Raw genomic sequence first — 20,120 nt, forward strand, 5'->3', positions numbered from 1 at the left:
CGGTGTGTGGGACGTAAAGCGAAGCAGTCCCACACACCGGCCCCTCCGGCCCGTCACCGCACCCGACACCCACCCGCCCGCCGCAGGCGCAACGGCGAGCGCACCGCGCAGCGGGCGACAAACGGCGGCGAAACCAACACGGCGGGACAGCCAAAAACGTGGGCCTCACACCGCGGGCACACAACGCCCGTCCTCCGTGCGGTAGTTCCAGCGTGCGCCGTCCGTCACCAGTTCCTTGACGGCGCGGAGGAACCGCTCGACGTGCTCGTCGGGGGTGCCGGCGCCGAAACTGACGCGGATGGCGTTCAGCGAGCGCTCGCCGGGTGCCGAGTCCGGCGCCCCGCACTCGCCCGGCTCCTGCGGCTCGCTGCCCAGCAGGGTCCGTACGAGGGGGTGTGCGCAGAACAGGCCGTCGCGGACTCCGATGCCGTACTCCGCCGAGAGCGCCGCGGCGAAGTGCGAGCTGTTCCAGCCCTCGACGACGAAGGAGAGGACCCCCACCCGCGCGGCGTCCTCGCCGAAGAGCGAGAGCACGTTCACCTCGGGCACCTCGGCCAGGCCCTCCCGAACCCGGTTGATCAGCTCCTGCTCGCGGGCCACCAGACCCTCGAAACCGGCCTCGGTCAGCGCCCGGCAGGCCGAGGCGATCGCGTAGGCGCCGATGACGTTCGGCGAACCGGCCTCGTGCCGCGCGGCGGTGGTGTGCCACTCGACGTCCACGCCGCCGTCCGTCCGCCGGGAGACCTTGCGGCTGGCGCCGCCGCCGGCCAGGTACGGTGCGGCGTCCTGGAGCCAGTCCGCGCGGCCGGCCAGCACGCCGGCGCCGAACGGCGCGTACAGCTTGTGCCCGGAGAAGGCGACCCAGTCGACGTCCAGTTCGGCGATGTCCACGGGGTGGTGCGGGACGAGCTGCGCCGCGTCCAGCACGATCCGCGCGCCGTGCGCATGCGCGGCGGCCGCCAGCTCCCGTACCGGCCACAGCTCACCGGTCACATTCGACGCACCGGTCACGCACACCAGCGCCGGGCCGTACGGCTCGCGCTCGGCCAGCGCCTTCTCCAGGATGTCCACCGCCTGCTGCGGGGTGCGCGGCGCGTCGAGGTACGTCACGGCGACGTCCGCGCGCTGCTCCCACGGCAGCAGCGAGGCGTGATGCTCGGTCTCGAAGACGAACACCCGGGTGTCCTGCGGGAGTACGGCGGCGAGCAGGTTCAGCGAGTCGGTGGTCGAGCGGGTGAAGACGACCTGGTCGCCCTCCCGTCGCCCACCACCGCCCTTGCCGGACTGGGCTCCGCCCAGGCCCCCCTCGATCCCGCAGCCCAGGAACTCCGCGATCGTCCGGCGGCTGTTCTCGAAGAGGTCGGTGGACAGCTGCGAGAGGTACCCGGCGCCGCGGTGCACGCTGCCGTAGTACGGAGCGTAGGCCGCGACGTCGTCCCAGACCCGCTGGAGCGCGGGGGCGCTGGCGGCGTAGTCCAGCGCGGCGTAGTCGACCTCGCCGCCGGTCACGAGCGGGACCCGGACGTCCCGGCCGAGAACCGGCAGCGGGGCACAGACGGAACGGTCGGCGGCAACGGCGGAAACAGACATGGCGAACTCCCGTAAGAGGTAAGCGAATTCGCTGCGGGCGGGGGCGCGAGGAGCGCACCGCACGGCGCCGCAACGGGAAAGAAAAAGGGATGCGGAAAAGGGGCCGTCGAGCCCTATCGCATTCGCTGATTCACGGAAGTTCTCCCTCGAGGACCAGGATCCCTGGCGAGGGATCCGCGCTTGCCGCAGACCTCGCTGCCTACGGCCTGGTCATCACCCGGGGCACCCCGCCACGGAAGGAGGGTTGCCGGACAGCGGGCCGGGGCCTGCATCGCTGTCACTCGTGACCTGCGCAGAATCATGCCACACGGGCAACATCACGCAAGCCCCGGTCCGCATACCGGACCGGGGCTTGCGTCACACTCTGCGTCACCGCGCGCTCATGCGTTGCTGGCGGCCACCCAGCGCTCCAGCGCCTGCCGGGCCGCTCCGGAGTCGATCGAGGCGGCGGCCTTGTCGATACCGGCCCGGATCTGTACGGCCAGCGGGGCGTCGGACGGCTCCAGCGCGACCAGCGCCGCCGCGGAGTTCAGCAGCACCGCGTCACGCACCGGACCGGTCTCCCCGTCCAGCAGCCGGCGGGCCACCTCCGCGTTGTACGAGGCGTCCGCGCCGCGCAGCGCCTCCACCGGCACCAGCTCGATCCCCACGTCCCGCGGGTCGAAGGCCTCCTCGCGCACCGTGCCGTCCCGGACGATCCAGACCCGGGAGGTCGCGGTCGTGGTCAGCTCGTCCAGGCCGTCGTCGCCGCGGAAGACCAGCGCCGACGAGCCGCGCTCGGCCAGCACCCCGGCCAGGATCGGCGCCATCCGGGCGTCCGCGACTCCGGTCGCCTGGGCGCGGACCTTCGCGGGGTTGGTCAGCGGGCCCAGCACATTGAACGTCGTACGGATGCCGAGCTGACCCCGGGCGTTGGCGACATGCCGCAGCGACGGGTGGAACTTCACCGCGAAACAGAAGGTGATGCCCGCTTCCTCGGCCACCTCGACGACCCGCTGCGGGGTGAGGTCGAGATTGACGCCGAGCTTCTCCAGCACGTCGGAGGCACCGCTGGCCGAGGACGCCGCGCGGTTGCCGTGCTTGACGACCTTGGCGCCGGTGCCGGCCACGACGATCGAGGACATCGTGGAGATGTTGACGGTCTTGGCGCCGTCGCCGCCGGTGCCGACGATGTCGACGCTGGGGCCCGGCACCTCGATCAGCCGGGCGTGGGCGTACATGGTGCGCACCAGGCCGGAGATCTCGGCGACGGTCTCGCCCTTGGCCCGCAGCGCCACCACGAAACCGGCGATCTGGGCGTCGCTGGCCTCGCCACGCATGATCTTGTCCATCGCCCATGCGGTGTCGTCCGCGGCGAGGTCCCGGCCGTCGAGCAGGGCGTTGAGCAGGGCCGGCCAGGTGTGGGCCGCCACGCTGTCGCCGCCAACCGGGGTCACAACGTTCATGGTCCACACTCCTGGTTTGTCTCCTGCTTATGCCGTCACCCTATCGAGCCGCCCTGTATGCCGGAGGGCCCCGTCCGGTGATCGAACGGGGCCCTCTGGGTGGCGTACTTCCTACGGTGCGCTACGAGGCGCCGAGGTGATCAGTGGTGGCCGTGGCCGCTGGTGATCTCCTTGTACTCCTCCACCGTGGGCTTGGCGATGACGCTGTCCTCGCCGTAGTAGCTCTTCGAGAGCTTGGCGCGGAGCTTCTGCGAGCGCGACACCTTGCGTGCCACACCGTTCTCGTCGACCTCCGGGCCGAGCTCGAGCGGCGCGGGCTGCTCGTGCTGCGTGAGCACGTGCAGCTGCTCCTGGTCGAGCGGCTCGTGGACCTCGATGAACTCACCGTGCGGCAGGCGCTTGATGATGCCGGACTCGCGTCCGTGCAGCACCTTGTCCTTGTCGCGACGCTGCAGGCCCAGGCAGATCCGCTTGGTGGCGATGAAGCCCAGCACCGGCCCGACGAAGAACGCGATCCGGACGAACCAGGTGATCGAGTTGATCGACAGGTGGAAGTGCGTCGCCCACAGGTCGTTGCCGCCACCGATCAGCATCACGAAGTACGCGATCAGCCAGGCCACACCGAAGCCGGTACGGGTCGGGACGTTGCGCGGGCGGTCCAGGATGTGGTGCTCGCGCTTGTCGCCCTTGACCCAGGACTCGACGAACGGGTAGACCGCGATCGCGACCAGGACCAGCGGGAAGATGATGATCGGGATCAGCACGCCGAAGTTGACGGTGTGGCCCCAGAAGTTCCACTCCCAGCCCGGCATGACACGCACCAGACCCTCGGCGAAGCCCATGTACCAGTCGGGCTGGGCGCCGGTGGAGACCTGGTCGGGCCGGTAGGGGCCGATCGCCCACACCGGGTTGATGCTGGCGATCGCGGCGATCGCGGCGATCACACCGAAGACCAGGAAGAAGAAGCCTCCGGCCTTGGCCATGTAGACCGGCAGCAGCGGCATGCCCACGACGTTGTTGTTGGTCTTGCCGGCACCCGGGAACTGGGTGTGCTTGTGGTAGAAGACCAGGATCAGGTGCGCCACCAGCAGGCCGAGCATGATGCCCGGCAGCAGCAGGACGTGCACCGTGAAGAACCTCGGGATGATGTCGTGCCCCGGGAACTCCCCGCCGAAGATGAAGAACTGCAGGTACGAACCGACCAGCGGCATCGCCAGGATGACGCCCTCGATGAACCGCACGCCGGTGCCGGAGAGCAGGTCGTCGGGGAGCGAGTAGCCGGTGAAGCCGGTGAACATGCCCAGCACGAACAGCAGGAAGCCGAACAGCCAGTTGACCTCGCGCGGCTTGCGGAAGGCGCCGGTGAAGAACACCCGCATCATGTGGACCATCATCGCGGCCAGGAACACCAGCGCGGCCCAGTGGTGGATCTGCCTTATAAGCAGCCCGCCCCGCACGTCGAAGCTGATGTCCAGCGTCGACTCGAAGGCCTGCGTCATCCGGATCCCCTGCATGGGCACATAGGAACCGTGATAGGTCACCTCGGCCATGCTCGGGTGGAAGAACAGCGTCAGATAGACACCGGTCAGGATGATGATGATGAAGCTGTAGAGCGCGACCTCACCGAGCATGAAGGACCAGTGGTCCGGGAAGATCTTGCGCATGTTGGACTTGGCGAGGCTGTAGATGCCCAGCCGGCCGTCCGCCCAGTCCGCGATCCGCTCGCCCCGTGGCGCCTGGCCACGACGTGTGGTGGTCGCGGTTGTCTCGTTACTCATCCGCGCTCCCAGAAGCTCGGGCCGACGGGCTCCTCGAAGCCGCTTGCGGCCTCCAGGAAGCCGTCCTTCTCTGTGATGTGCAGCTGCGGCAGGGCGTGTCCGGCGGGACCGAAGATCACCCGACCGCCGTCAGAGAGGTCGAACGTCGACTGGTGGCAGGGGCAGAGCACGTGGTGCGTCTGCTGCTCGTACAGGCTGATCGGGCAACCCACGTGGGTGCAGATCTTCGAGTACGCCACGATGCCCTCGTGCGACCAGGAGAGTTCGTGCTTGTCCTTGATGTTCTGCGGCTGAATCCGCACGATCATCAGGGCGTCCTTGGCGATCTTCTCGGCGAACTCCTCGTCGTCCTCCTCCAGGCCCTCGGGCATGGCGAACGTCAGGGAGCCGACCGCGATGTCCTCGGGACGCAGCGGGAGGTTGGTCGCCTGGTTGACCAGGCGGACGCCCTTCTTCCAGCCCGTGGTGCGCAGCTTGTTCCCGGGCAGCGGCCCGAGGTCGCGCAGCAGGACGACGCCGGAGAGCGGCACCAGGGCCAGCGCACCGAACATCGTGTTGCGGATCAGCTTGCGGCGGCCGAACTGCGACTCCTTCGCACCCTCTGCGAAGTCCGCCATGACCTTGGCCTTGACCTCGGGCGAAGCCTCGATCGGGTGGCGCTCGTCGGCGACCTCCTCGTCCGACATCAGCGTGCGGGCCCAGTGGACCGCACCGGCGCCGATGCAGAAGAGCGCCGCGCCGAGCGTCAGACCGAGCGCGAAGTTCAGCGCGCTGATGTGTCCGATCGGCCAGATGTAGACGATCTTGTCGATCGGGATCGCCACGTACGAGGCGATGAAGCCGACCGTGGCCACCATCGACACCAGGAAGAGGAAGGCCACGGTGCGCTCGGAGCGCCGGGCGGCCTGCTCGTCGATGTCCTGGGCACGGTGCTCGTGGGGCGGCAGGCCCGGGTCCGCGAACGGGTTCTCCGCCGTGGCCACCGCGCCTTCGTGAGCCGTCTCCCGCTCACTGGGAAGGGTTTCTTCTGGCACGTCTTCGTGTCGTCCAGTCTCGCTCATGACTTCTTGGCCTTCGTAGTCCGGGCTGCGACCCAGATGGCGACCGCGATCAGCGCGCCCAGGCCGAAGATGTAGCCGAAGAGACCCTCACTGACCGGACCGAGACCACCGAGGTCGAGGCCGCCGGGGCTCTCGGATTCATCGCCGTTGACGGCGCCGAGGTACGCGATGATGTCCTTCTTGTTCTCCTTCGACAGCGAGCCGTCACCGAAGGAGGGCATGTTCTGCGGGCCGGTTTCCATGGCCTCGTAGATGTGCTTCGGGTCCACGCCCTCGAGCGTCGGTGCGAACTTGCCGTCGGTCAGGGCGCCGCCCTTACCGGTGAAGTTGTGGCACTGCGCGCAGTTGGTGCGGAACAGCTCGCCGCCCTTGCCGATGTTGGCGCCTTCGGGGCTGTACTGCTCCTTGGACGGCACGCTCGGGCCGGGGCCCAGCGACGCGACGTAGGCCGCGAGCTGGTCGATCTGGGCGTTGGTGTAGATGTTCTTCTTCCGCGGCACCTGGGCGCCGGGCTGCTGGGCCGGCATACGGCCGGTGCCCACCTGGAAGTCCACGGCTGCGGCGCCGACGCCGACCAGGCTCGGGCCGTCGGAGGTGCCCTGACCGCCGGTGCCGTGGCAGCTGGCGCAGCCCACGGCGAAGAGCTTCTTGCCCTCCTTGACGGCAAGAGACTGGGCGGTGTCATCGGCCTGAGCCTTGTCCGCCGGCGCGAACGCGGCGTACAGCCCCCCAGTGACCGCCAGCGCGAAGAGTAGGACGACGAGCGCCGCCAGCGGATGGCGCCGTCGTGCGGAGAGCTTTTTCACGGATTACCCCGGTGTCAGGATCTTCTGCGTCGATGCTTTGGATATGTCTGTCTGATGCGAGCCGGTACGGGCCCGGACTACTTGATCAGGTAGATCGTGGCGAAGAGGCCGATCCAGACGACATCGACGAAGTGCCAGTAGTAGGACACGACGATGGCCGCGGTGGCCTGCGTGTGGGTGAACCTCTTGGCCGCGTACGTCCTGCCCAGGACCAGCAGGAAGGCGATCAGACCGCCCGTCACATGCAGTCCGTGGAAGCCGGTGGTCAGGTAGAACACCGAGCCGTACGGGCCGGACGAGAGCGACAGGCCCTCGTGCTTGACCAGCTCCGTGTACTCGAAGACCTGACCGCCGATGAAGATCGCACCCATGATGAAGGTGACCACGAACCAGGCCCGGAGCTTCTTGACATCGCCACGCTCGGCTGCGAAAACGCCGAGCTGGCAGGTCAGAGAGCTGAGCACCAGGATCGTGGTGTTGGTCGCTGAGAACGGAAGATTCAGCGCACTGGCGGATTCCTTCCAATACTCGGATCCGGTCACCGAACGAAGGGTGAAGTACATCGCGAAGAGGGCCGCGAAGAACATCAGCTCGGAACTCAGCCAGATGATGGTTCCGACGCTGGTGAGGTTCGGCCGATTGACCGACGGGTGCGCGTGCCCGGTTTCTACTGTCGTTGCTGTCGCCACGACCGACATTATGTCGGTCGCTTATCCCGCCCTCACTCCGGGGGGTGCCGTTCGGTGTGTCAAGGGCGTATGCCCTGCTCGTACGGGCCATTTCGGCGGTCGCTCGAAGGAGGGACGCACCGGGCGCGCCGCCGACCGCCGGGCCCCCGGCGCCCGCCCTGACGGCCCGTCGGGCAGATCTTGGTTCCGGCCAACCCCTCCTGCGGACACCCGCCGCGGGAGTAGCATCCGCCCCACCCGATGCTGTGCCGCTACGAAGCGTGGAGGAACGATGCAGGCGACTGCCACGGTGCTGGTCTACAGCGACAACGCCAACACCCGCGAGCAGGTCCGGCTGGCGGCCGGACGGCGCCCCGCCGCCGATGCCCCGCAGATCGAGATCCTGGAGTGCGCCACCGCGCCGGCCGTCCTCACCGCCCTGGAGCAGGGCGGCATCGACGTCTGCGTGCTGGACGGCGAGACGGCGCCCGCGGGCGGGATGGGTGTCTGCCGGCAGATCAAGGACGAGATCTTCCGGTGCCCGCCGGTGCTGCTGCTGATCGGCCGTCCCCAGGACGCCTGGCTGGCGACCTGGAGCCGTGCGGACGCCGCGGTGACGCATCCGCTGGACCCGGTGGCCTTCGCCGACGCCCTGGCCGGCCTGCTGCGCCGCAGGCACCTCGTACAGGCCTGAGCGGCCCGCTGGGCGGCGCTCAGAATTTCGGGCGCAGTCTGGCGTCGTCGGCGGGGTTCTGGGCGCGCTCGGCCGCTCCTGTGGTGCTGGAGGCCTTGCTCTTCAGCGCGCTGCCGTCGCGCCATTCCTGCCACGGCATGTTCCAGTCGCCGAAGCCGTTGTCGAACGGCGTCATGGTGTCGCCGCCGCTGTTGACGACCTTGACGATGTCGCCGACCCGCACGGTGTTGAAGAACCACTGGGCGTTGCTCGTCGACATGCCCGTACAGCCGTGGCTGACGTTCGCCGCGCCCTGCGATCCGACGGACCAGGGTGCGGCGTGGACGTACTCACCGCTCCAGGTCACCCGGGTGGCCCAGTAGACCGGCAGATCGTAGGAGTCTCCGCTCCCGGCGGCGATGCCGACCGTCGAGCTGCGCATCCGTACGAAGCTCTCCTTGCCGAGGACGACCTTGACGCCGTTGCGGGTGGAGAAGCCGGGCTTGCCGGTGGTCACGGGGATGGTGTTGATCGACTCACCGTTGCGCAGCACCGTCATCTGGTGCGTTGCCGCGTCGGTGACGGCCTCCACCCGGTCGCCGGTGGTGAGCTTCACCGGTTTGGACGGGCCTCCGTAGAGCCCCTTGGCGACCTTCAGACCCGCCAGGTTGCTGTGCACGGAGATGGTGGCGTGGGCGGGCCAGTACTCCTTCGGGCGGAAGTGCAGCTTCTTGTCGTCCACCCAGTGCCAGGAGCCCTGGACCCGCGGCATGGAGTCGACCTTCAGGGCGCTCTCGACGACCGACCGGGCCTTCTGGTCCTTGATCGGCTGGCTCAGCTCGGCGGTGACCGGCTGGCCGACGCCGTACTCGCCCTCCTTCGGGCCGAAGGTGGCGGTCAACTGCCCGTCTGCGCCGCGGGTGTTGACCACGAGCGTCTTACGGCCGGGCGAGCCGTCCTCCTCCTCGGTGCTCACCCGCACCGTGTAGCGGCTGCCGGCGGCCAGGGGCGACGTGGTGCGCCAGTGCCTGCCGTCGGCGCTCAGCTCGCCGCGGACGGCGCGCCCGGTGGTGTCGGTGGCGGTCACGTCCGTGATCCGCGCCTCGTCACCCTTGACGGAGACCTCCAGCGGCTTGTCGGGGTCCGCTTTCTTGTTGCCGTCGGGGGTGTTGGCCGAGATCTGGTCGGCCGCGTCGTAGGGATTGGCGGAGAGCGCTTCCGAATCCGAGCCCCCGCACGCGGTGGCGCTCACCGCAAGGGGCACGAGCAGGAGGCCGCAGCTCAGCACCGTCCGGGTTCGAGGTCTGTGACTCATGCCCCAAAAATATGAAGAATCACCTGTCTCAGCGCGCTGGAGGACTGCAAACGGGTCTGCCCCCGGCCGCCAAACGAGACGGGCCCGGACACCTGTTGAGGTGTCCGGGCCCGCCGTAGGCACATGCGCCGTGGTTACTGCGTGCGGTTCTCGCCGCGGTAGTACTCGAAGACCCAGCCGAAGAGGCCGACGAGGATCACCGGGAGGGAGAAGTACAGCAGCCACCAGCCGAAGACGACGCCCAGGAAGGCGAGCGCGCCACCGACGGCCAGGGACAGCGGCTGCCAGCTGTGCGGGCTGAAGAAGCCCAGCTCACCGGCGTCGTCCGAGACCTCGGCGTTCTCGTTGTCCTGCGCACCCGCGTCGACCCGCCGGGCCGTGAAGGCCAGGTAGTAGCCGACCATGATGCACAGGCCGAAGGCGAGGAACAGTGCGGTGGTACCCGCCGGCTCCTTCGACCAGACGCCATAGACGATCGCCATGGCGAGGACGAAGACGGAGAGCCAGATGAACATCTTGCCCTGGATCTTCACTTGCCCGCCTCCTTGCCGCCGGCGAGGGCCTTGTCATCCTCGGAGCCGCGGCCGTTGTGCAGCGCATCGAGGGCTGCGATCTCCGGGTGGTGCAGGTCGAACGCCGGGGATTCGGAGCGAATACGCGGCAGGGTGAGGAAGTTGTGCCGCGGCGGCGGGCAGGACGTCGCCCACTCCAGCGAGCGGCCGTAGCCCCACGGGTCGTCGACCTCGATCTTCTCGCCGTACTTCGCCGTCTTCCAGACGTTGTACATGAAGGGCAGGATCGACAGGCCCAGCAGGAACGAGCTGATCGTCGAGATGGTGTTCAGCGTCGTGAAGCCGTCGGCCGCGAGGTAGTCCGCGTAACGCCGCGGCATGCCCTCGGCGCCCAGCCAGTGCTGGACGAGGAAGGTGCCGTGGAAGCCCACGAACAGCGTCCAGAAAGTGATCTTGCCGAGCCGCTCGTCCAGCATCTTGCCGGTGAACTTCGGCCACCAGAAGTGGAAGCCGGCGAACATCGCGAAGACGACCGTGCCGAAGACCACGTAATGGAAGTGCGCCACGACGAAGTACGAGTCGGACACATGGAAGTCCATCGGCGGCGAGGCCAGGATGACACCGGTCAGACCACCGAACGTGAAGGTGATCAGGAACCCGATCGTCCACAGCATCGGCGTCTCGAAGGACAGCGAGCCCTTCCACATCGTGCCGATCCAGTTGAAGAACTTCACACCGGTCGGCACCGCGATCAGGAACGTCATGAACGAGAAGAACGGCAACAGCACGCCGCCCGTCACATACATGTGGTGCGCCCACACCGTGACCGAAAGACCGGCAATCGAAATCGTCGCCGCAATCAGACCGATGTAACCGAACATCGGCTTCCGGGAGAACACCGGAATGACCTCGGAAATGATGCCGAAGAACGGCAGCGCGATGATGTACACCTCTGGATGGCCGAAGAACCAGAAGAGATGCTGCCAGAGCAACGCCCCGCCATTTGCCGCATCGAAGACATGCGCACCGAATTTACGGTCCGCCTCCAGCGCGAACAGCGCCGCCGCCAGCACCGGGAAGGCCAGCAGCACCAGCACACCGGTCAGCAGCACGTTCCAGGTGAAGATCGGCATCCGGAACATCGTCATGCCGGGCGCCCGCATGCAGATGATCGTCGTGATGAAGTTGACCGAACCGAGGATCGTGCCGAAACCCGAGAAGGCCAGACCCATGATCCACATATCGGCACCGACGCCCGGCGAACGCACCGCGTCCGAGAGCGGCGAGTACGCGAACCAGCCGAAGTCCGCCGCACCCTGCGGGGTGAGGAAGCCGGCCACCGCGATCAGCGAGCCGAAGAGGTACAGCCAGTAGGCGAACATGTTCAGCCGCGGGAACGCCACGTCGGGCGCGCCGATCTGCAGCGGCATGATCCAGTTCGCGAAACCGGCGAACAGCGGCGTCGCGAACATCAGCAGCATGATCGTGCCGTGCATCGTGAACGCCTGGTTGAACTGCTCGTTCGACATCAGCTGCGTGCCGGGACGGGCGAGCTCGGCGCGCATGAGCAGCGCCATCAGTCCGCCGACGCAGAAGAACGCGAACGACGTGACCAGGTACATCGTGCCGATGGTCTTGTGGTCGGTGGTCGTCAGCCACTTCACCGCAGCGATGCCGGGTTGCTTCTTGCGTACGGGCGGTGCTGCCGGAGCCGTATCGGCGGCGGCACCCTGAGGTTCGTTGAGGATGCTCACTGGTTCTTGGTCTCCGCATTCCTGGCGTGATCCGTCTGCTTGATGCCCGACGGCAGGTATCCGGTCTGGCCCTTCTTCGCCAGGTCCTTCAGGTGCTCCCGGTACCGCTCAGGGGAGACGACCTTGACGTTGAAGAGCATCCGGGAGTGGTCGACACCACAGAGCTCGGCGCACTTGCCCATGAAGGTGCCCTCCTTGTTGGGGGTCACCTCGAAGACGTTGGTGTGGCCCGGGATGACGTCCTGCTTCATCAGGAAGGGCACCACCCAGAAGGAGTGGATGACGTCACGCGAGGTCAGCACGAACTGAACCGTCTCGCCCTTGGGCAGCCACAGCGTCGGGCCCGGGTTACCGGTCTGCGGGTTGCGCTCGCCGGGGGTGCCCACGTCGTAGACGCCGTCGGCACCGGCCGGAGCGCCCTTCTTCCACTTGGGCGGGATCGCGTTCAGTGCGCTGGAGTTGATGTTCGAGGACGCCTTGTCGCCGTCCACGTCCTCCAGGTAGTTGAACGCCCAGCTCCACTGGAAGCCCACCACATTGACGATGTGGTCCGGCTTCTTGGAAGTCTTGAGAATTGCGCTCTCATCACGCGCGGTGAAGTAGAAAAGCACCGCGATGATGATGAACGGGACGATCGTGTACAACGCCTCGATCGGCATGTTGTACCGCGTCTGCGCGGGGACCTCCACCTTGGTCCTGCTGCGGCGGTGGAAGATCACGCTCCAGATGATCAGGCCCCAGACCAGCACGCCCGTTGCGAGGGCGGCGGCCCAGGAGCCCTGCCAAAGAGAGAGGATCCGCGGCGCCTCGTCGGTGACGGGCGTTGGCATGCCGAGGCGGGGGAAGTCCTTATATGTGCAACCAGTAGCGGTCGCCAGGACCAGGCCCGCAGCAAGCACCTGCGGCAGCTTCCGCCGCATCGGGCGCCGCGACGAGCGGTCGGAGCCGTTGGGACTCACGTAGCGCCTTCCCGAGAGTCTCGCCCGCGAGACCGGCTGCGGCCGTCTCGCTGGTCGGTCGCCGGCCCTGTCACGGGCAGGGGTTTGGATGTTTATGCGGACCAAACCCTACTGGACGCTATTTGGGGTCGCGCGGGGAGGGTGCCCAACGCGCCGCGACGCACCCCTAAGGGGTGGCCAAGGCCTACGGGAGACGCCCCCCGGACCCCCGAATACCCGCTTCCACCAGGCATCTGACGCCGTGCCCTGCAATGCTTCCACGACGCTCCGCGGGGTTGCGCCCGGCGGCCCCGCCCGACCGGGCACCGGCGCCCCGGAGCCCCGTGCCACCGCACCGCGAGGAGGGCGCCTCGCCGGATCGGCCCGGGGACTAACGTCTTGTACATGTCCTATTTCGACGCGGCGTCCGCCGCCCCGCTGCACCCCGTCGCCCGCGAGGCCCTGCTCGCCTCGCTCGACGAAGGCTGGGCCGACCCGGCCCGCCTCTACCGGGAGGGACGGCGCGCCCGGCTGCTGCTGGACGCCGCGCGGGAGGCGGCGGCCGAGGCCGTGGGCTGCCGCCCGGACGAATTGGTTTTCACCCCTTCGGGGACGCAGGCCGTGCACGCGGGAGTTTCCGGCGCGCTGGCGGCCCGTCGGCGTGTCGGCCGCCGGCTGCTGCACTCCGCCGTCGAGCACTCCTCCGTCCTGCATGCCGCCGAGGTCCACGAGGCGGCCGGCGGCACCCGCGGGGAGCTGGCGGTGGACCGTACGGGCCGGGTGGCGGCCGGCGAGGTCGGCGGCGCGCTCGGCCCGGACACCGCCCTGGTCTGCCTCCAGTCCGCCAATCACGAGGTGGGAACCGAACAGCCGGTCGAAGAGGTGGCCGCGCTCTGCCGGGAGGCCGACGTACCCCTCCTGGTGGATGCCGCGCAGTCGCTGCCGTGGGGGCCGGTGCCCGGCGCCTGGTCGCTGCTGGCGGCGAGCGCCCACAAGTGGGGCGGCCCGCCCGGTGTGGGGCTGCTCGTGGTCCGCAAGGGGACCCGGTTCGCACCTCAGGGGCCGCAGGACGAGCGGGAGTCGGGCCGTAGTGCGGGGTTCGAGAACATCCCGGCGGTGGTGGCCGCCGCGGCCTCCCTGCGCGCGCTGCGGGCCGGAGCGGGGACCGGGGACGAAGCGGCGCGGCTGCGGCGGCTGGTGGACCGGATCCGGGAGCGGGTGCCGCAGCTGGTCCCGGACGTGGAGGTGGTCGGCGACCCGGTGCACCGCCTCCCCCATCTCGTCACCTTCTCCTGTCTCTATGTCGACGGGGAGGCGCTGCTGCACGAGCTCGACCGGGCGGGCTTCTCGGTGTCGTCCGGATCGTCGTGCACGTCCAGCACCCTGACGCCGAGCCATGTGCTGCGCGCGATGGGTGTGCTGTCCGAGGGGAATGTGCGGATCTCGCTGCCGTACGGCACGGCCGAGGCGGAGGTGGAGCGCTTCCTTGAGGTGCTGCCACAGGTGGTGCGCTCGGTGCGGGAGCGGCTGGGCGTCCCGGCGGCGGAGGCCGGGGCCGCGCGGGCGACGGCCGGCGGGGCGGGGCACGCCGCTCGGGTGCCGGCGTCCGCGGAGACCGCGGAGCCCGCCGCCGGACCCGCCGGACCCGCCGGACCCGGGGACGATTCCGGCAGCCTGGTCGTCGACTCGCTCGGCAAGCGCTGCCCGATCCCGGTCATCGAGCTGGCGAAGGTCATCGGCGAGGTGCCGGTCGGCGGGACCGTGACGGTGCTCTCCGACGACGAGGCGGCCCGGCAGGACATTCCGGCCTGGTGCACCATGCGCGGCCAGGAGTACGCGGGCGAGCGGGCGGCCGAACGCGGCGCCGCATATGTCGTGCGGCGCCGCGCCTGACGGGGCCGGTCAGGCCAGGTGCTGCTGGACCTCGGCGGCGGCCTCGTGGCCGTAGGCCTTGGTGAAGCGGTCCATGAAGTGGCTGCGGCGCAGCTCGTACTCCTGGGTGCCGACGGTCTCGATGACCAGCGTCGCCAGCATGCAGCCGACCTGCGCGGCACGCTCCAGGCCGACGCCCCAGGCCAGACCGGACAGGAAGCCCGCGCGGAAGGCGTCGCCGACGCCGGTCGGGTCGGCCTTGGCGTTCTCCTCCGGGACGCCGACCTCGATGGCCGGCTCGCCGACCCGCTCGATGCGGACGCCGTTGGCGCCGAGGGTGGTGACGCGGGTGCCGACCTTGGCGAGGATCTCGTCGCCGGTCCAGCCGGTCTTGGACTCGATCAGGCCCTTCTCGTACTCGTTGGAGAAGAGGTAGGCCGCGTCCTCCAGGAGGGTGCGGATGGCGTCGCCGTCCATCCGGGCGATCTGCTGGGAGAAGTCGGCGCCGAACGGGATATTGCGGCTGCGGCACTCCTCGGTGTGCCGGATCATCGCCTCGGGGTCGTCCGCGCCGATCAGCACGAGGTCCAGGCCGCCGACGCGCGCGGAGACATGCTGGAGCTCGATCAGCCGGGCCTCGCTCATCGCACCGGTGTAGAAGGAGCCGATCTGGTTGTGGTCGGCGTCGGTGGTGCACACGAAGCGCGCGGTGTGCAGGACCTCGGAGATGCGGACGGAGCGGGTGTCGACGCCGTGGCGGTCGAGCCAGGCGCGGTACTCCTCGAAGTCGTTGCCGGCGGCACCGACCAGGATCGGCGCGGTGCCGAGCTGGCCCATGCCGAAGCAGATGTTGGCGGCGACGCCGCCGCGGCGGACGTCGAGCTGGTCCACCAGGAAGGAGAGGGAGACCGTATGCAGTTGGTCGGCGACCAACTGATCGGCGAAACGGCCGGGGAAGGTCATCAGGTGGTCGGTGGCGATGGAGCCGGTGACTGCGATACGCACGACGGGTCTGCTCCTGCGGAAGGCGTAGGGGCGGGCGGACGTGGAGCAACGCTACCCGCCGGGGTCGCGCGCCACCCGGTCATCCCGGACACTTGGAATGGCTGAAACTACCCAATAGTAGGCCTTTCTCCTCGGTACATGGCTGCGTACGGTGCCCCTATGACCAAGCCTGTGAAAGCCGTCACACCGCGCAAGGGCGGATCGCCCTCTGCGCCGGACCCCGAATCGCTCGACGAGCTGCGCGGCGACTGTGCACGGATGGCCGGTCGCTGGAAGGGCGGACGGCGCTCCGCGCCGCCGCCGGGGCGCGCCGCCGATCTGCACGGCGTCGAGGTCCCCTCCGCTTCGGCCGCACTCGTGGACGGAATGTCCGAGTACGGCGACTGACCGGCCGGCCGGCCGGAACCGTATACGCCCCCGCTCCGTCTCATCGACGTCCCCTCACGGAGGATGGCACGTCAGATGTTCAGCGGAGCGAAGGAGCGATGCGGTGAACACCGAGGACACCACCGACACCCCGAACCCCCAGGAGCGCAGGCGGCGCACCCCAGTGGTGGTCGCCTCGATGGCCGCGGCGGTACTTCTCGCCGGGGGCGGCGCGGCGTACTGGGCTTCGTCCGCTTCCAGCGGCGAGGGCTCCGGCGCGGGCTCCGCGGCCGCGGGCGACCCGCCGCCGCTGGCACTCGACGGATACGCCGGCGGCGGTTCGATCGCCGCCGGTGAGCCCAACCCCCAGGGTGCGAAGTACCGCGCGGTGAAGAAGCTTCCCGGCGGCCCGGCGTCCGCGCCGGTATACCGCCCCAAGGGCGAGATCAGCCGCGAGTCGGTGGAACGACTGGCGAAGGCACTGGATGTGTCCGGAAAGGTCCGCTCGGAGGGCGCGTCCTGGAAGGTCGGCGGGCTGACGCGGGATGCCCGTAGCCCCGTCCTGGAGGTGAAGAAGTCCGGCTCGGGCGCCTGGACGTACTCGCAGTACGGCACCCCGGGCGGCACGAACTGTGCGCTGCCCGCCTCCCCGAAGGGCGGGAGGGGCCAGGACAAGGGCGACGGCGCCGCGCCGTCCGGCCGGCCCGGCTGTCCGTCGTACCGCGGCGGCGGGGACGTCACGACCGAGGACGACAGCAGCGGCAAGGGCGCGGTCTCGCCGAAGAAGGCCGAGCAGGCGGTGCGGCCGGTGCTGAAGGCGCTCGGCCAGGAGAACGCCAGGCTCGACGCGGGCGGGCTGTCCGGTGCGGTGCGCATCGTCAGCGCGAATCCGGTGCTCGGCGGGCTGCCGACGTACGGCTGGCAGAGCGATATACAGGTCGGCTCGGACGGTCAAGTGGTGGGCGGCAGCGGGCAGTTGGCGAACCCGGTCAAGGGTGCGGACTATCCGGTGCTGAGCGCCGGCAAGACGCTGGACCGGCTGAATTCGGGCGACGGCCGCACGCCGGCCGGCTGCCCCTCGACGCCCGCCGGCAAGGACGGCAAGAGCGGCAAGGGCGACGGGATCGCGCCGTGCGAGCCGGCGCCGACGAAGGCGCAGCAGCCGGCCGAGGTGACCGGTGCGGTCTTCGGGCTCTCGGTGCAGTACGTGGACGGCAGCCAGGCGCTGGTGCCGTCGTGGCTCTACACGGTGCGCCAGCCGGGCGCCGGGAGCGGCCCGGACGCCGCCTCGACGGTCGCGCACCCGGCGGTGAACCCGAAGTACCTGGCCCACCGGGACGGCGGCGGCACGTCGCAGAGCCCGCAGAAGCCGTCCGGGAAGCCGTCCGGGAAGCCCGGGGCGATGTCCCTGGAGTCGTACGCCGTGAGCGACGGCGGCAAGAAGCTGACGGTGCACTTCTGGGGCGGGGTGTGCAGCGTCTACTCGGTGAGCGCCGAGGAGTCCGGCTCGACCGTGAAGACCAAGGTCGTCGGCAAGGACAAGAAGCCGGGCCAGGTCTGCGTGAAGATCGCCAAGGAGTTCACCAAGACCGTGACGCTCCAGAAGCCGCTGGACGGCCGGAAGGTGGTCGATGTGTCGAGCGGTGAGTCCGTGCCGAAGCGGTGAGCGGACGCCGTGGGCCCGCCGGCGGCGGAGACCACCGCGGCGGGCCGCACGGAGACGGGAAAACGAAGGGCGGCGCTCCCCCACTCGGGGGGGGGCGCCGCCCTTCGTACGTACTGCCCGTCTCCTTAGCTGAAGGAGTCGCCGCAGGCGCAGGAGCCGGAGGCGTTCGGGTTGTCGATCGTGAAGCCCTGCTTCTCGATGGTGTCCACGAAGTCGATGGAGGCACCGCCCAGGTAGGGGGCGCTCATCCGGTCGGTGACGACCTTGACGCCGTCGAAGTCCTTGACGACATCGCCGTCGAGCGAACGCTCGTCGAAGAAGAGCTGGTAGCGCAGTCCGGAGCAGCCGCCGGGCTGAACGGCCACCCGCAGCGCGAGGTCGTCCCGGCCTTCCTGCTCCAGAAGGCTCTTGACCTTCGACGCGGCCGCGTCGGACAGGATGATGCCGTCGCTGACGGTGGTCTCGTCCTGAACGCTCATCTAGATCTCTCCCGGGTTGTACGGACCGCTTGTCATCGGTTGCAACCAGCTGCAACCGGGGACGTCCCGGATTAATTCCGGCTGGGCGCAATTCGTCGAGAGGCCTTTTCGGACACCGCCGGTGGCGGCCTCTCGCATCGTTCTCTCCTCATGCTCGCACACCGGCCGCCGGGAACAGGTGGCCGACCGCACACGGCGGTACGGATGCGTCACATCGACACGATGGCCATCGTCAAAGTGACGTGAAGCGGCTATGATAGATAGCGTCAAATAGACGAAAAGGCTCCCGGTGCAAGCCGGCTCCCCTGGTGCGGCCCCGTCGCACTCATCGAAGAAGAGAGGGTGCGTGTTGTGACCACCGCCCAGCCCCTGGACGTCCAGCCGACCCCGCTGGCCCTGCTGCTCCTCGGCCGTGAGGCCGACCCGAAGAGCGAGCGCGGTGTGGAGTGCCCCGGCGATCTGCCGACGCCGTCGGACCCCGACCTCGTCGAGCGCGCCCGCGCGGCCAAGGCGGAGCTCGGGGACAAGGTCTTCGTCCTCGGGCACCACTACCAGCGCGACGAGGTCATCGAGTTCGCCGATGTGACGGGCGACTCCTTCAAGCTCGCGCGGGACGCCGCCGCCCGGCCGGACGCCGAGTACATCGTCTTCTGCGGTGTGCACTTCATGGCGGAGTCCGCGGACATCCTCACCGGCGACGACCAGCAGGTCATCCTCCCCGACCTGGCCGCAGGCTGCTCGATGGCCGATATGGCCACCGCCGAGCAGGTCGCCGAGTGCTGGGACGTCCTCACCGAGGCCGGCATAGCCGAGCAGGTCGTGCCGGTCTCGTACATGAACTCCTCCGCCGACATCAAGGCCTTCACCGGCAAGCACGGCGGCACGATCTGTACGTCCTCCAACGCCAAGCGCGCGCTGGACTGGGCCTTCGAGCAAGGGGAGGCCGACTCGACGAAGGTCCTCTTCCTGCCCGACCAGCACCTGGGCCGCAACACCGCCGTCCGCGACATGGGCCTGTCCCTGGACGACTGTGTGGTCTACAACCCGCACAAGCCCAACGGCGGCCTGACCGCCGAGGAGCTGCGGGCCGCCAAGATGATCCTGTGGCGCGGCCACTGCTCGGTGCACGGCCGCTTCTCGCTGGAGTCGGTGGAGGATGTGCGGAAGCGCATTCCGGACGTCAATGTCCTCGTCCACCCCGAGTGCAAGCACGAAGTCGTGGCGGCCGCGGACTACGTCGGCTCGACGGAGTACATCATCAAGGCGCTGGAGGCCGCCCCCCGCGGCTCGAAGTGGGCCATCGGCACCGAACTGAACCTGGTCCGCCGGCTGGCCAACCGCTTCGCCGAGGAGGACAAGGAGATCGTCTTCCTCGACAAGACGGTCTGCTTCTGCTCGACGATGAACCGCATCGACCTCCCCCACCTCGTGTGGACGCTGGAGTCCCTCGCCGCCGGCAAGGTCGTCAACCGCATCGAGGTCGACAAGGAGACCGAGAGCTTCGCGAAGCTGGCGCTGGAGCGGATGCTGGCGCTGCCGTAGGCCCCGCGGGCCGTGGCGGCCGGCAGCGTGACGCGCGACGGCCGCCCAGCCCCGCCCGGAGAGAGTGCGACGGCCGCCCCGGAGCGGGTGCGGCGGCCGGTCAGGCCTCCAGGGTCCAGCGGACCTTGTCGGTGTCCTTGATCGCCGTCCCGCAGGGCCCGGTCGTGATCTTCTTCTCGTTCACGTACGCGTTCCACTTCTTCTTGCCGTCCGCGACATCACCATGGATGTCGGTGACGACGAAGTCCTTCTTGGCGGCGTCCCAGTACGCCCGCACCCCGCCGAGGCCGTATTGCTCCTGGGCGTCGACCAGGGCGGTGAGCGGTGTGGGGTCGGTGCCGTTGGCCGCGCAGTAGTAGCCGCCGAAGACCGTGCGGGCGGACGTCCGGACGATCCCCACGCTGCCGGTGTAGGCCCCGCCCGTGACGCCTACCCGGACGCCGACGGTGGGCAGGGCGGCGGCAGGTCCGGCCGCGGCGGGCGGAGCGGCCGCGAGGGCCAGCGCACAGGCGAGCCCGGCGGCGGTTACGGGGGCGGCCTTGCGGACCAGGGAGGACGGCACGCTCGCTCACCTTTCGTCGGTTCAGCACCACAGGCCACGTAACCATCGCGCCCGGCGATCGGCGAGAGATGCGCCCCCGAACGCGTGC

General features: G+C 69.2%; 18 protein-coding genes and 1 riboswitch. Of the genes, 5 read left to right on the top strand and 13 right to left on the bottom strand.

What is annotated here, in order from left to right:
- Positions 1–165: 165 nt before the first annotated feature.
- From K7C20_RS10180 to ctaE, 6 genes are all read right to left on the bottom strand, one after another.
- Positions 166–1,590, bottom strand: a complete 1,425-nt coding sequence (locus K7C20_RS10180; RefSeq protein WP_030083921.1) for an aminotransferase class V-fold PLP-dependent enzyme — start codon at positions 1,588–1,590, stop codon at positions 166–168.
- 171 nt (positions 1,591–1,761) lie between these two features.
- Positions 1,762–1,879: riboswitch (SAM riboswitch) on the bottom strand.
- A gap of 91 nt (positions 1,880–1,970) precedes the next feature.
- Complete coding sequence (gene trpD / locus K7C20_RS10185) at positions 1,971–3,035, bottom strand: anthranilate phosphoribosyltransferase (protein WP_030083923.1); 1,065 nt, start codon at positions 3,033–3,035, stop codon at positions 1,971–1,973.
- Positions 3,036–3,175: 140 nt separating this feature from the next.
- Positions 3,176–4,813, bottom strand: a complete 1,638-nt coding sequence (gene qcrB, locus K7C20_RS10190) for a cytochrome bc1 complex cytochrome b subunit (RefSeq protein WP_030083925.1) — start codon at positions 4,811–4,813, stop codon at positions 3,176–3,178.
- Positions 4,810–5,874 carry a cytochrome bc1 complex Rieske iron-sulfur subunit gene (qcrA, locus tag K7C20_RS10195; RefSeq protein ID WP_048829722.1) on the bottom strand — a complete coding sequence of 355 codons (1,065 nt, stop codon included), beginning with the start codon at positions 5,872–5,874 and terminating at the stop codon, positions 4,810–4,812. The genes qcrB and qcrA overlap by 4 nt, the downstream gene beginning before the upstream one ends.
- Entirely contained in the window at positions 5,871–6,680 is an 810-nt protein-coding gene (gene qcrC, locus K7C20_RS10200) for a cytochrome bc1 complex diheme cytochrome c subunit (protein ID WP_030083929.1), read from the bottom strand. The genes qcrA and qcrC overlap by 4 nt, the downstream gene beginning before the upstream one ends.
- Before the next feature lie 77 nt (positions 6,681–6,757).
- Positions 6,758–7,378, bottom strand: coding sequence for an aa3-type cytochrome oxidase subunit III (gene ctaE / locus K7C20_RS10205; protein ID WP_030083931.1), 621 nt, complete (start codon positions 7,376–7,378; stop codon positions 6,758–6,760).
- 262 nt (positions 7,379–7,640) lie between these two features.
- Between ctaE and K7C20_RS10210 the strand changes: the two genes are divergently transcribed.
- Positions 7,641–8,042 (top strand): DNA-binding transcriptional response regulator, encoded by a 402-nt coding sequence (locus K7C20_RS10210; RefSeq protein ID WP_030083933.1) that lies wholly within the window; start codon positions 7,641–7,643, stop codon positions 8,040–8,042.
- Positions 8,043–8,061: 19 nt separating this feature from the next.
- On the opposite strand, the gene K7C20_RS10215 is transcribed toward K7C20_RS10210, so the two are convergent.
- The 4 genes from K7C20_RS10215 to ctaC all read right to left on the bottom strand — a co-directional run bounded on the left by K7C20_RS10215 (position 8,062) and on the right by ctaC (position 12,561).
- Entirely contained in the window at positions 8,062–9,336 is a 1,275-nt protein-coding gene (locus K7C20_RS10215; RefSeq protein ID WP_245171716.1) for a L,D-transpeptidase, read from the bottom strand.
- 134 nt (positions 9,337–9,470) lie between these two features.
- Entirely contained in the window at positions 9,471–9,869 is a 399-nt protein-coding gene (locus tag K7C20_RS10220; protein ID WP_030083935.1) for a cytochrome c oxidase subunit 4, read from the bottom strand.
- Positions 9,866–11,602 (bottom strand): aa3-type cytochrome oxidase subunit I, encoded by a 1,737-nt coding sequence (gene ctaD / locus K7C20_RS10225; RefSeq protein WP_222892582.1) that lies wholly within the window; start codon positions 11,600–11,602, stop codon positions 9,866–9,868. Before ctaD ends, K7C20_RS10220 begins: the two co-directional genes overlap by 4 nt.
- Positions 11,599–12,561, bottom strand: coding sequence for an aa3-type cytochrome oxidase subunit II (gene ctaC, locus K7C20_RS10230; protein ID WP_167352497.1), 963 nt, complete (start codon positions 12,559–12,561; stop codon positions 11,599–11,601). The genes ctaD and ctaC overlap by 4 nt, the downstream gene beginning before the upstream one ends.
- Before the next feature lie 384 nt (positions 12,562–12,945).
- Here ctaC and K7C20_RS10235 point away from each other — a divergent pair, with 384 nt between their 5' ends.
- Positions 12,946–14,433 (top strand): cysteine desulfurase/sulfurtransferase TusA family protein, encoded by a 1,488-nt coding sequence (locus tag K7C20_RS10235; protein WP_030083763.1) that lies wholly within the window; start codon positions 12,946–12,948, stop codon positions 14,431–14,433.
- 9 nt (positions 14,434–14,442) lie between these two features.
- Here the strand turns inward: K7C20_RS10235 and K7C20_RS10240 are convergent, their stop codons facing one another.
- Positions 14,443–15,417, bottom strand: a complete 975-nt coding sequence (locus K7C20_RS10240) for a carbohydrate kinase family protein (RefSeq protein WP_030083761.1) — start codon at positions 15,415–15,417, stop codon at positions 14,443–14,445.
- Between the two features lie 159 nt (positions 15,418–15,576).
- Here K7C20_RS10240 and K7C20_RS10245 point away from each other — a divergent pair, with 159 nt between their 5' ends.
- Together K7C20_RS10245 and K7C20_RS10250 are read left to right on the top strand one after the other, a co-directional pair.
- Positions 15,577–15,804: a hypothetical protein gene (locus tag K7C20_RS10245; RefSeq protein WP_030083759.1), complete on the top strand. Its 228-nt coding sequence runs from the start codon at positions 15,577–15,579 to the stop codon at positions 15,802–15,804.
- Positions 15,805–15,907: 103 nt separating this feature from the next.
- Complete coding sequence (locus K7C20_RS10250) at positions 15,908–17,449, top strand: hypothetical protein (protein WP_053208818.1); 1,542 nt, start codon at positions 15,908–15,910, stop codon at positions 17,447–17,449.
- A gap of 125 nt (positions 17,450–17,574) precedes the next feature.
- Here the strand turns inward: K7C20_RS10250 and K7C20_RS10255 are convergent, their stop codons facing one another.
- Positions 17,575–17,928: a HesB/IscA family protein gene (locus K7C20_RS10255; RefSeq protein WP_030083757.1), complete on the bottom strand. Its 354-nt coding sequence runs from the start codon at positions 17,926–17,928 to the stop codon at positions 17,575–17,577.
- A gap of 342 nt (positions 17,929–18,270) precedes the next feature.
- On the opposite strand from K7C20_RS10255, the gene nadA reads away from it, so the two are divergent.
- Complete coding sequence (gene nadA, locus K7C20_RS10260; RefSeq protein ID WP_078952998.1) at positions 18,271–19,470, top strand: quinolinate synthase NadA; 1,200 nt, start codon at positions 18,271–18,273, stop codon at positions 19,468–19,470.
- A gap of 100 nt (positions 19,471–19,570) precedes the next feature.
- Here nadA and K7C20_RS10265 read toward each other — a convergent pair whose 3' ends face one another.
- The gene (locus K7C20_RS10265) at positions 19,571–20,032 is read right to left on the bottom strand and encodes a hypothetical protein (protein ID WP_053208819.1); all 462 of its coding nucleotides are present in this window, start codon (positions 20,030–20,032) and stop codon (positions 19,571–19,573) included.
- Between the last annotated feature and the right edge of the window lie 88 nt (positions 20,033–20,120).

Origin of the sequence: Streptomyces decoyicus (assembly GCF_019880305.1) — a bacterium.
Lineage (GTDB): Bacteria > Actinomycetota > Actinomycetes > Streptomycetales > Streptomycetaceae > Streptomyces > Streptomyces decoyicus.

Bases quoted from the DNA above. Each gene is read 5' to 3' on its own strand.
- K7C20_RS10180 (WP_030083921.1), bottom strand. From the start codon at position 1,590: ATGTCTGTTTCCGCCGTTGCCGCCGACCGTTCCGTCTGTGCCCCGCTG.
- trpD (WP_030083923.1), bottom strand. From the start codon at position 3,035: ATGAACGTTGTGACCCCGGTTGGCGGCGACAGCGTGGCGGCCCACACC.
- qcrB (WP_030083925.1), bottom strand. From the start codon at position 4,813: ATGAGTAACGAGACAACCGCGACCACCACACGTCGTGGCCAGGCGCCA.
- qcrA (WP_048829722.1), bottom strand. From the start codon at position 5,874: ATGAGCGAGACTGGACGACACGAAGACGTGCCAGAAGAAACCCTTCCC.
- ctaE (WP_030083931.1), bottom strand. From the start codon at position 7,378: ATGTCGGTCGTGGCGACAGCAACGACAGTAGAAACCGGGCACGCGCAC.
- K7C20_RS10210 (WP_030083933.1), top strand. From the start codon at position 7,641: ATGCAGGCGACTGCCACGGTGCTGGTCTACAGCGACAACGCCAACACC.
- K7C20_RS10215 (WP_245171716.1), bottom strand. From the start codon at position 9,336: ATGAGTCACAGACCTCGAACCCGGACGGTGCTGAGCTGCGGCCTCCTG.
- K7C20_RS10235 (WP_030083763.1), top strand. From the start codon at position 12,946: ATGTCCTATTTCGACGCGGCGTCCGCCGCCCCGCTGCACCCCGTCGCC.
- K7C20_RS10245 (WP_030083759.1), top strand. From the start codon at position 15,577: ATGACCAAGCCTGTGAAAGCCGTCACACCGCGCAAGGGCGGATCGCCC.
- K7C20_RS10255 (WP_030083757.1), bottom strand. From the start codon at position 17,928: ATGAGCGTTCAGGACGAGACCACCGTCAGCGACGGCATCATCCTGTCC.